The organism is Chryseobacterium sp. SC28, assembly GCF_003932955.1.
In the GTDB taxonomy this organism is placed as follows: Bacteria; Bacteroidota; Bacteroidia; order Flavobacteriales; family Weeksellaceae; genus Epilithonimonas.
The window spans coordinates 1-11,311 of sequence record NZ_QOVY01000034.1 but is presented as its reverse complement, the minus strand read 5'-3'; the positions used below and the strand labels follow the sequence as shown (position 1 = coordinate 11,311).

Below are 11,311 nucleotides of genomic sequence, written 5' to 3'. Positions count from 1 at the left end.
TTTTGAGTAAGATTGTTCATTTATTTAATTATTTGATAATCAATTAAATATACGGATTTTTATCCAATTGAACAATCTTTTTTTTATTTAATTCCTAAATGCACAACAGGTTTATTATATTGTAATTCTATAGAGGTAATGTTGGGATAATTACTGATGTAATTACTAAAAATGGATTTGTTAAATTTTACAGTAGTGCCATCAGAAACTATCCTGTCAGGAACACACATCCTATTTTTATTGTAAGTAACTGAAGTATTAGCACCAAGTAATTGTGGTAGTCCTGAGTTTGTATTGTCAGGAACTGCAAATTTAATTGTAGAAGACTGTGAAATCCCATCGTTATAAATTATCTGATTTTGAGTATAATAAAAATCAATACTTTTTTGATTGACATACTCAATTCTTGAAACCATCCATGCAGTAGTATACATTGTGGGCGGTATTCCACCAACATTCAAAGGTCTGGTAAATGATGTTTCCACTCCACCATTGCCACCAAAATAATATTTTGTACCATTTGGAGATGTAACTAATAAAACCGGAGTATTTAGATTACCATTCGAAATATCAGCTGCAATTCCCACGAATTCAACTTTAATATCATCTTTTATTAACTTCTTAACTGTAAAATTTAGTTGAGCATCATTTTCCAACATAAATTTTGTGGATAATCCGTCTACATTTACATTAAAAACATCATATTCTGAATCAAGGGTCAGATCTTGATAAAGTGAATTTCCTACATTAAATAGATTATCGCCGGTAAGCGGTGGAAGTTCCTTTAGAGTACCACCCTGTTCATCAGCTAAATCTCGTATATTTCTGGTGATTGATCCAAGATTTACACTCCAACCTATCCCTACAATGCTGGCGAATTCATCCACCTTGATACCTTGCGTAGAATAGTTTAAATTGACACTAAAATTATTATTACCAACTGGTATAGATATAAGAGGAATAGATGGTGAAACAACCCCCGCACTTAGGTTTACGGGATTCATTCCATATTTTTCAAAATTTGTAGAATTCGGACTAGTAGGTGTAATTTTATTTAGAGCAGAGATGGCATCTATACCTCCCTGCCCATTTATATTTATTCCAAGAAACAGAATAAATAACAATTGTAATTTCTTTCTCATAATCTTATTCTTTCACGATTTTAGTAGTTAGTTTTTTATTCTGTTGTGTAGGGATATTAACTTTTATGACATACACCCCTTGTGGCAGCTTACTTGTATTGACCTTCGTAACCATGTTTTTGGTTTGTAGTTCTTGTACAATCTTACCTGTCATATCATACAAATAAATATCTGCATTCTCGAAGTCCAATCCTATCTCCACATAAGCATAATCCGTCACAGGATTCGGGTAGATGCGGATGTCTTTGTTTTCAATCAAATCATCCAGTTGCTTGTCTCCAAGTTTTACGATCTTCCAGTTTTCCTGTCCGAGTTCCTCTGCACTCGTTCCGGCTAAAAGATAAGTGCCGTCACTCTGTAATTTGGCAGACACCAACCGCTCTTCATTCTTCTTTTCTTTGCCTTCCACATATTTTCGCCATTCTTCTTTGCCGTTGGTGTCAATGTAAAGCATCCAGAATTTTTCATCATCCTTTTTCACTTTTTCTTCAGCCTGGGTGTAACCGCCCAGCAGAAAACCCCTGTCTTCACTGAAATTATCTTTGTTGGTTTTCCGGATCACATCCAAACTCATCGCAACATCCCTGTTCCCGAAATTGTAATTTTTCTGCCAGATCTCATTGCCCGATTTGTCTAAAGAAAGTACCCAAATGTCTGTTCCTTCCTTTACATTTTCTTTTTTGTTTCCGGATGAGTTGCTTCGGCTTTCGCCCGCTATCAGATATCCGTTTTCAGTATAAGCAATGCTTTTTGGACGGTCATCACCACTTCCGCCATAGGTTTTCTGCCATTCGATATGGGCGTTCTTATCAAGTTTTATAATCCAATAATCGCCCTCTCCGAAAGTTTGTTCTGATTTTCCAATAAACGTTTTTACTGTTGAGATCAGTTCGAGCCTTGCAGTTTCGTTTTGAGTATTTGAACTTTGAGGATTATTATTTTGAGCAGAATGTTGAGTTTCAGCATTATTCAGATTTTCCGCTCTTCCGGAAGTAGAGTAAACGAGAACAACCGCTCCGCCATCCGGTGTCGGGATCATATCGGTCACTTCGTCAAGGGATTTGCCTCCAAGTATAGTTGTTTGTATTAGTTTTCCGTCTTTGTCCAGTTTTGAAACGAACACGTCCTTAGAACCGAACAGCTTTTTATTGTCATTGATATTGCCTGCAACAAAGAATCCAAAATCTGTAGATTGTACAACTGCCGATGCCTCGTCATTGCTTTTGGTTCCTAATGTTTTTTGCCAAAGTTCTTCGCCATTTTCGTTCAGGCGAAGCAACCAGACATCAGAACCACCCAGGTTATTCTCCTTTTTCTCTCCGGACATATTAGAAAAAGAAGTACCCGAAATCACAAATCCGCCTTCCTGTGTGGTGATGGAAGAAGTAAGGTAATCGTGTCTGGTTCCGCCAAAATACTTTTCCCAGACTTTGGAACCTTGCTGGTCAAGTTTTAGAATGTGGTAATCGTAGCCATTATTTTGCTTCTGACTTCCGCCTTCGGTCTTCTGACTTTGAATGGAACTTCCGGAGAGTAGAATCTGCCTGTCAATCGTGGAAGTCATATTGCTTAGGAAATCCTGGGTATTGGAAGGGATGTTTTTCTGCCACTGTACTTCTTGGGCGTTGGCCACACCAACTGCCAACAGTAAGAAGCGGAGATAAAATTTTTTCATAAATTGTGTTTTTTTAAACTCTTTAAAATTAATAATTTTTTTTACACACCATTAAAAAAAAACAAGTAATTTATGATTTTATTAAGCTCCAAACGTTTAATCTTAAAATACTACAAAAAGTACCCCGCTACCGTCATCTTTTCTTGCAGAAGTGTTCGAGAAGTGTTCGACTCTTGTTCGGAAAAACGGTACTTTTTTCGAAGACTTTTCGAAGAACTGTGCAAGAAAACTCGAACAAAAACCCGAAAACAGAGCGAAAAAAAAGGTGGAAATCCTCTTTTCCAACATTCGAAAATTCTCATAATCATAAAATCCTTCTGCCGTCGCAGGTTTTTGTAAAAATATAATAATGAGATAGCCAATTAAAAATTATGGGTTACAAAAAATGCCACACGAAAGGATTCGTGCGGTAGTGCGGAAAAAATATTTCAAACAGAGATTATCTCAACGGCGTCCGGAATTCGCCATAGCCAAGGAGTCCGTCGAAGTTTCTCCCAAATGGTGTGTAATACAAAAAAGCCTGATAAAGATTTTCGGTCTGCCAGAAGTTTCCGTTGACTTCGCCGTAATTCAAAGATCCGTCGGTATTTTTTGTGGCGATGATATAATTATAAAAACCTTGTTTCAGATAGATTTTGGCGATGTATTTTTGAGCTTGCTCATCGTACTGCATTTGGCTCAGCTGGTCTGCTTGATAATCATTGAACATCCCGAGGATATAAAACTCTTTATCAGATTTCTGACTGTCCAGCGCAAAATAAACCCAAGAATAGTCGCCCTCCCTGTCTGCATCTCTTTCGATTCCGAGATCATTTCTGCGGAAATAAAAAGCGCCGTTTACGTCGGGTTGATATTGATAATCGCCCGGATATGCCCATACCGGATGAAGATAAGTATAGTTTCGGCCGTTTAGGATTTCCGTATTCGCCACCGCATCCAGCGCCTGATTAATAATTTTGTTGTCGAAGTAATAAAACTCGTTGTTGCCCGGAAAAGCCAAACCCAACTGTTGGAACAAAATCTGATTGCCCAAGGTAGAACTCGCTCGGATGTTGGTCAAGGCGATATCCCAATTGTTATTTTGGATCACGCTTAGGGACAGGGAGGCCAGATTATTGCTAATGCCGGCTGCGTTGCCGAGGGCTTGGATTTCCAGCCTTTGATTGGCATTGGGATTTTTGGCGTCTATCAGGCGAGTGACGTTGATCGCAAGATTGGCGCCTCCTTCATAAATCGAAAATCTCTTTTTGAACAGAGGCTTATCTTGAGAATCTTTGTAAACGATGATTTCGTAATTTCCAGAAATCTTGGGCTGAATTTTCTCATTCGGAAAAGCCAATTCATAGTGTGTATATTTCTGATAGGTATTGAAGGAATATTGGAATTGATCGATCAAGGCATTCATACTTCCGCTCGCATATTCTGTGAAAAAAAGTCCGTCGTCCTGCCAATTCCGGTTGTAATGTTTATAAGTGTATCGGTAGATTTGGCTGGAGTTCGACAGATCGTCAAACCTTAAAATCAATTGTTCGCCTTGTGCGATGACCGGCGTTTCGTCGTTGGTTTTCGGGTTGAAAACCTGAACACTTTTGATTTCCTGAGCAAAAGAAAATACACTTAAAAAAACGAAAAATATTGGGATCAGCTTCATATTGCTAAGTTAATGTTTTATATTTTTACAGATAAATTAAATAGAATGCTAAACGTAGAAACTTTTACTTTTAATCCGTTTTCGGAAAATACGTATCTCATTTATAACGAGGAAAAGGTGGCATTTCTTATCGATCCGGGAAATATGCCCGATGCCGAAACCAATCTTTTGGCAGATTTTATCAAATCTAATGAGCTGAAAATTCAAAACATACTTTTGACACACGCACATATCGATCACGTCCTTGGCTTGCAATGGGCTTATAACGAGTTCAATGTTCCGGTTTTGGTTCATTTGGAAGAAATCGAAATTCTGGAGAAAGCACCTTTTACAGCAAAAAATTACGGTTTCTTTTTTCCGGCTTTTAAAGGTGAGATTCAAATTATAAAAGAAGGTGATGAGTTGAAATTGGGTTCAGACACGTTTGAAATTTTTGATGTACCGGGACATTCGCCGGGAAGTGTGGCTTTTTATAACAAAAAAGACGAATTTGTGATTTCCGGCGACGCTCTGTTTATGATGAGTATCGGCCGGACAGATCTTTATAAAGGCAATTACGATCAACTAATTACAAGTATTAAAACCAAATTGCTGACCCTTCCGGAATCTACGAAAGTTTTCAGCGGACACGGAAAATCTACAAACGTTGGTTTTGAAAAAGCGCATAATCCGTTTGTGAATTCAAAGTGAGATTTATGTAATTCCGCTTTAATCATGGAAAATAACATCCCGGATATTCAAAAAGTGCGAAACGTTGCCTTTCCAGTGATTTTCCTCGATGGTAAACGCCAAATCGAAACTTTTAGTCTTGAAATCTTCCGCAAACTGTCCAAAACGGAAACCCACACATTCAATATTTCTACCGTTTGTCGGCTGCAAAATATTGAACTTAAGATGTGTACTTTCTTTCCCCATCAGTCTTACATAACCATTGACTTTCACATTTTTTAAAACCAAAACAGGCTTCATATTCTGCGGCCCAAACGGAGCCAATTTTCGGTGAAAATTAATAAATTCCCGGTTCAAATCCTCGGGCTTTACCACGCTGTCAACATAGATCGTGGGCTCTTTTTGATGTTCCTGAATATTTTCTTTGACGTAATCATCAAATCTGATTTTAAATTCCTCAAACTTTTCCTTCTCCATAGAAAGCCCTGCCGCAGCCTGATGCCCGCCGAATTTCATAAACAGATCCGAACAAGATTCCAAGGCCTTGTGAATGTCAAAATCCGAAACCGATCTTGCAGAGGCTACCATTTCGCCATTGTTCCCTTCAGTGAAGACCAAAGTGGGTTTGAAGTAATTTTCTATCAATCGCGAAGCGACAATGCCGATCACGCCTTTGTTCCAAATCGGATCATACACAATCGTAGAATACCGTGGGGTTTTGTGCATTTCCAAAGCTTGGCTCATCGCAGATTGTGTAATGCTGAGATCCATCTCCCGGCGCTCGTCGTTCAGATTGATGATATTTTCAACAATTTGCTGCGCCTGCTTCAAATTGTCCGAGATCATCAGCTCCACAGATGCTTTTGCGTGAGAAATCCTTCCTGCTGCGTTGATTTTCGGCGCAATATCAAAAACGATATTTGAAATTTCGAAATGTGCTAATTTCTCTTCGGGAATCAAAAGTCTTAATCCAAATTTTCTTGTTTTCCTCAGGAATTTCAGTCCCTGCATTGCCAAAACACGGTTTTCGCCCGTTATCGCCACAATGTCCGATGCAATACTGATCGCTAACAAATCTGTCAACTCAAAGAGCTCGCGTTCGGGGATTTTGTAGATGGTATTAAGCCCTTGGCAAAGTTTGAAACCAACGCCGCAACCGCTCAATTCTTTGTAAGGATATCGGCAGTCTTTCCTTTTTGGATCCAGAACGGCCACGGCTTTCGGAAGTTCGTCGCCGGGCAAATGGTGATCGCAGATGATGAAATCTACCCCTACAGAATTGGCGTAATCTATTTTGTCCACAGATTTGATGCCGCAATCCAGCGCAATAATTAATGAAAATCCGTTGTCTTTTGCGAAATCAATGCCTTCATCGGAAATGCCGTAACCTTCGACATTTCTGTCCGGGATGTAGAAGTCGAGATATTTTTTGTCAACAATCTTGCTGAGATACAGGTACATCAACGCCACGGAAGTCGTTCCGTCGACATCATAATCGCCGTAAACCAATATTTTTTCGCCGTTTTCTATGGAGGTTGCAATGCGTTCGACCGCTTTCTGCATATCGGCCATCAGGAAAGGATTGTGAATGTCGGTACCGTTGGGTTTGAAGAATTCGCGGGCTTTCTGATAGTTATCGATGCCGCGCATCACCAATATTTTGGATTCTAAAGTTCCACAACCAATGGAAGAAATCAGTCCATCAACAATTTCTTCATCCGGCTCAGGTTTATAAATCCATTTTTGACTCATAACTACAAAAGTACTGAAAATTTTTTCTTTAAAAAACTAATAAGATCTTCCAATTGATTGACTGCTGCTATTACCTATTTTGAAATTTCCCAACAGATTTTTTTCGTATTTCAAGCTAAAAAATTGGGCAATGGATCAAAAAAAATGAAAATCCTTCCGACAAAAAACGGAAGGATTTGGATTTGCGATTTGACTGATGTTTGACGTTTTAAAGTCTATTTTGCATGATTCATCGTGTTGGCATCGATATTCACGCCCAATCCTTGCGCCACTCTCATCCCAAGTTCGATATTCGCTCGGAAAAAATGACAAAGCTGTCGGTTGATGATCTCGTCCCGTTTTGGTCCATCGACGGCACCCAGATGTCCAACAATGTTGTTGACCAACGCCGTTCTGGCTTCCAGATCCAGCGCTTTTGTGTAGAACAAACCTGGTTGCGTGTAATGATCGTCGTCATTTTGATTTCTGTCGTAATGCGCAACGTGCGAATTGTCGAGATCATATTCCAAATTCTGGTAAGCGGCTTCCGGCTCCACATCGCTGAAACTATTCGGGAAATAGTTTGGTTTGTCGCCATAATCAGAATCGTCTGCCATAAATCCGCCTCTTTGGAAATTGTTGACAGCAAACGGACATTTATTTACCTCCAGTTGATGCGAGTTGACCCCCAATCTGTATCGGTGCGCATCGGCATACGAAAACAATCGGCCTTGCAGCATCTTGTCCGGCGAAAAGCTGATGCCATCTACCAAATGATTCGGAGCAAAAGCGGCCTGCTCCACGTGAACGAAATAATTCCGAGGTATTTCATTCAGTTCCATCATGCCGACTTCCTGCAAAGGAAACTCGTCCTGAAACCAGACTTTGGTGACATCAAAAGGATTCCAGCGCCACTCTTTCGCTTGCTCTTCGGTCATCGTCTGGATGTACAGTTTCCATTTTGGAAAATCTCCTGCTTCGATGGCTTTTACGAGATCTTCCTGAGCAAAATCCGGATTTTCGCCCTTCATTTTGGTGGCTTCGGCATCGGAGAAGTTCTTGATGCCTTGTTGCGTTTTGAAATGGAATTTCACCCAAGTTCTTTCATTTTTATCATTAATCATAGAAAAAGTATGCGATCCGAAGCCGTGCATATGCCGGTACCCGTGCGGCGTTCCGCGGTCGGACATCAAGATCAAAACCTGATGAAGAGATTCCGGGTTGAGAGACCAGAAGTCCCACATCATTGTTTTGCTTTTCAGGTTTGTCTTGGGAACCCGTTTTTGAGTATGGATAAAATCCGGAAATTTCTTGGCATCCTTGATGAAGAACACCGGCGTATTGTTCCCGACCAAATCCCAATTGCCGTCTTCGGTATAAAATTTCAAAGCGAAACCTCGCGGGTCTCTTTCGGTATCGGCACTTCCCATTTCTCCGCCGACGGTAGAGAATCTTGCGAACATTCTGCACGAGTTGCCAACGGATGAAAAAAGCTTGGCTCTGGTCAAATGGGTAATATCGTTGGTCACCGTAAACGTTCCGTAAGCGCCGGAACCTTTGGCGTGGACGACGCGTTCCGGAATCCTTTCTCTCACGAAATGCGCAAGATTTTCTTGGAGGACAAAATCTTGGAGCAGCACAGGACCGCGGGGACCCACCGTCTGCGAATCCTGATGTTCAAAGTAAGGCGCTCCAACAGAATTGGTAAGTTTTTTCTTGTTTTCCATATTTTAGATTTTTGATTTGGATGTATTGAAGAGCTAAATTCGATAAAAAAAGTCATTTAAGAAACTAATAATTAGTATTTTTGTCATAGACAATATAAATAAGAAAACGTGAATATCCAACAGTTAGAATATTTGATAGCAGTAGATAAATATAAACATTTTGGCAAAGCGGCACAAGCCTGCTTCATCACCCAGCCCACCTTAAGTGCAATGATTCAAAAGTTCGAGGATGAGCTGGATGTCAGGATCTTCGACAGAACTACGCATCCGATCCGAACCACAGACGCCGGCGCAGAACTCATCAAAGAAGCCCAAAAAATAATCGATGCAGTGATGGAGCTGAAAAGCAAAGCCAATTTTCTTAATAACGTTCTGGCGGGAAAGCTGAATCTGGGCATTATCCCCACCGTTTCTACGTACATCCTGCCAAACGAAATTTTTGCTTTTCTTAATAAAAATCCGCAAATAGAACTCAATATCAAGGAAATGACTACCGACAGCATTATCAGATCTCTGAAATCCGGAGAGCTGGATGCCGGCATCATTTCGACACCCTACAGCGCCGCAGACGACTTCTACCAAGATTTTCTTTTCAATGAAGAACTGATGTTGTACTCCGGTTTGGAGCCCGGCAAGGAGAAAGATTACTTCATAGTACCGGAAGATATCGACGTCAATAAAGTTTGGCTTTTGGAGGAAGGAAATTGCCTGCGGACTCAGTTCGAAAATATCTGCCATCTCAAAGAAAACTCCTTGAAACCGAAAAATCTAGAATTTCTTGCGTCGAATATCCATACATTGATCCAAATGGTAGATAAAGTGGGAGGGATTACGATCCTTTCCGAAATCGGCGTGCAACAATTGTCACGAGAACAGAAGGAGAAAGTTTCCCGCTTCATCAAGCCGTTCCCGTATCGAGAGATTAGCTTGATCTATTACAAACCAACTTATAAACAGAAAATCATCGATGAATTGATCTCCGAAATTAAAACATCGATGGAACAAAAACTGAATTACTACAAAGACCCGGAGAATTACCAAAGCATCAAACCCGAATAAAAATCGATTTTGAAATCTGAGAATTAGTTTGTAGATTTGCACCGATTTTTGAATAAACAGAGGAAAACGTTGACTGATTGCAACCTCATTAAAAAATGCTAAAACAGATCTAGTTCTCTTTTAGTTCCTTTTTTTACAACAATCATTGTTTGTCCTCAAAAATTTAATATAAAAAAGGAATAATTTATGTCTTATCTATTTACGTCCGAGTCGGTTTCCGAAGGACATCCTGATAAAGTGGCCGATCAGATTTCGGATGCGCTCATCGACTATTTTCTTGCCTATGACAAAAACTCCAAAGTAGCCTGCGAAACGCTTGTGACTACCGGTCAGGTCATTTTGGCCGGCGAGGTGAAGTCGGATGCTTATTTGGATGTTCAGCAAATTGCAAGAAATGTCATCAACCAAATTGGCTACACGAAGAGCGAATATATGTTCAACGGCGATTCCTGCGGCGTGATCTCTGCGATTCACGAGCAATCTCCGGATATCAACCAAGGGGTGGACAGGACTTTGGAAGAGTCCGATTTCGAAGCCCGAGCAAATGCTCAAGGTGCCGGCGATCAGGGGATGATGTTTGGCTATGCCACCAACGAAACCGAGAATTATATGCCATTGGCCTTGGATATTGCGCACCAAATACTGAAAGAATTGGCGGATCTCCGAAGAGAGGGTTCGGCAATTCCTTACCTTCGCCCGGATGCAAAATCCCAAGTTACCATTGAATATTCCGACGATCACAAACCTATCAGAATAGACAGTATCGTGGTTTCTACACAGCACGACGAGTTTGGGAGCGAAGAAGCCATGCTTGCTAAAATCAAAAAAGACATTACCGAGATTTTGATTCCGAAGATCAAAGCCACGCAAAAACCGGAGATTCAAAAACTCTTCGACGGCGATATCAAATATCATATCAATCCGACAGGGAAATTCGTCATCGGAGGTCCACACGGCGACACCGGTTTGACGGGAAGAAAAATCATCGTAGATACTTACGGCGGAAAAGGGGCGCACGGCGGTGGTGCCTTCTCGGGCAAAGACCCATCCAAGGTAGACAGAAGTGCCGCCTACGCCACAAGACACATAGCGAAAAACTTAGTTGCTGCAGGCGTTGCAGATGAAATTTTGGTTCAGGTTTCGTACGCCATCGGTGTAGCCGAACCGTGCGGGCTGTACATTAATACTTTCGGAACTTCCAAACTGGACATTCACGATGGCGAACTGGCGAAGAAAGTGCAGGAACTATTTGACCTTCGGCCCTACGCCATTGAGCAAAACCTGAAATTGAGAAATCCGATTTATATCGAGACCGCTGCTTATGGCCATATGGGCAAAGACTATTATGTGGCAGACAAGACCTTCAACAAAGGACTGAAAAACGAATTAACGCTGAAAAATCTCGAATTTTTCACTTGGGAAAAGCTGGATCGCGTGGAGGATATCAAGAAAGAATTTGGTTTGTAATCCCAACTGTCATTACTGCTGAGACTGCCTCGTCTTTTGGACGGGGTATTCTTTTTTGATGATAATAGATTCTTTATTTACCTGTTGTGCATTTAGGAATTAAATAAAAAAAAGATTGTTCAATTGGATAAAAATCCGTATATTTAATTGATTATCAAATAATTAAATAAATGAACAATCTTACTCAAAA

Annotated in this window: 8 protein-coding genes; 3 read left to right on the top strand and 5 right to left on the bottom strand. The window is 40.5% G+C overall.

Annotated features, from left to right (window positions below; genetic code table 11):
* Window positions 1–83 precede the first annotated feature (83 nt).
* From DTW91_RS12390 to DTW91_RS12380, 3 genes are all read right to left on the bottom strand, one after another.
* Window positions 84–1,142, bottom strand: a complete 1,059-nt coding sequence (locus DTW91_RS12390; RefSeq protein ID WP_125203672.1) for a hypothetical protein — start codon at window positions 1,140–1,142, stop codon at window positions 84–86.
* A gap of 4 nt (window positions 1,143–1,146) precedes the next feature.
* Window positions 1,147–2,817: a T9SS type A sorting domain-containing protein gene (locus DTW91_RS12385; RefSeq protein ID WP_125203671.1), complete on the bottom strand. Its 1,671-nt coding sequence runs from the start codon at window positions 2,815–2,817 to the stop codon at window positions 1,147–1,149.
* A 439-nt stretch (window positions 2,818–3,256) separates the two neighbouring features.
* Complete coding sequence (locus tag DTW91_RS12380; RefSeq protein ID WP_125203670.1) at window positions 3,257–4,468, bottom strand: DUF5103 domain-containing protein; 1,212 nt, start codon at window positions 4,466–4,468, stop codon at window positions 3,257–3,259.
* Between the two features lie 45 nt (window positions 4,469–4,513).
* Between DTW91_RS12380 and DTW91_RS12375 the strand changes: the two genes are divergently transcribed.
* Window positions 4,514–5,158 (top strand): MBL fold metallo-hydrolase, encoded by a 645-nt coding sequence (locus DTW91_RS12375; protein WP_125203669.1) that lies wholly within the window; start codon window positions 4,514–4,516, stop codon window positions 5,156–5,158.
* 18 nt (window positions 5,159–5,176) lie between these two features.
* Here DTW91_RS12375 and recJ read toward each other — a convergent pair whose 3' ends face one another.
* The gene (gene recJ / locus DTW91_RS12370) at window positions 5,177–6,889 is read right to left on the bottom strand and encodes a single-stranded-DNA-specific exonuclease RecJ (RefSeq protein WP_125203668.1); all 1,713 of its coding nucleotides are present in this window, start codon (window positions 6,887–6,889) and stop codon (window positions 5,177–5,179) included.
* 215 nt (window positions 6,890–7,104) lie between these two features.
* Window positions 7,105–8,595, bottom strand: a complete 1,491-nt coding sequence (locus DTW91_RS12365) for a catalase (protein WP_125203667.1) — start codon at window positions 8,593–8,595, stop codon at window positions 7,105–7,107.
* A 108-nt stretch (window positions 8,596–8,703) separates the two neighbouring features.
* Between DTW91_RS12365 and DTW91_RS12360 the strand changes: the two genes are divergently transcribed.
* Window positions 8,704–9,654: a hydrogen peroxide-inducible genes activator gene (locus tag DTW91_RS12360; RefSeq protein WP_125203666.1), complete on the top strand. Its 951-nt coding sequence runs from the start codon at window positions 8,704–8,706 to the stop codon at window positions 9,652–9,654.
* Between the two features lie 186 nt (window positions 9,655–9,840).
* Window positions 9,841–11,121 carry a methionine adenosyltransferase gene (gene metK / locus DTW91_RS12355; protein ID WP_125203665.1) on the top strand — a complete coding sequence of 427 codons (1,281 nt, stop codon included), beginning with the start codon at window positions 9,841–9,843 and terminating at the stop codon, window positions 11,119–11,121.
* Window positions 11,122–11,311 lie beyond the last annotated feature (190 nt).

Coding starts and splice junctions, on each gene's coding strand:
- DTW91_RS12390 (WP_125203672.1), bottom strand. CDS start 1,142: ATGAGAAAGAAATTACAATTGTTATTTATTCTGTTTCTTGGAATAAAT.
- DTW91_RS12385 (WP_125203671.1), bottom strand. CDS start 2,817: ATGAAAAAATTTTATCTCCGCTTCTTACTGTTGGCAGTTGGTGTGGCC.
- DTW91_RS12380 (WP_125203670.1), bottom strand. CDS start 4,468: ATGAAGCTGATCCCAATATTTTTCGTTTTTTTAAGTGTATTTTCTTTT.
- DTW91_RS12375 (WP_125203669.1), top strand. CDS start 4,514: ATGCTAAACGTAGAAACTTTTACTTTTAATCCGTTTTCGGAAAATACG.
- recJ (WP_125203668.1), bottom strand. CDS start 6,889: ATGAGTCAAAAATGGATTTATAAACCTGAGCCGGATGAAGAAATTGTT.
- DTW91_RS12365 (WP_125203667.1), bottom strand. CDS start 8,595: ATGGAAAACAAGAAAAAACTTACCAATTCTGTTGGAGCGCCTTACTTT.
- metK (WP_125203665.1), top strand. CDS start 9,841: ATGTCTTATCTATTTACGTCCGAGTCGGTTTCCGAAGGACATCCTGAT.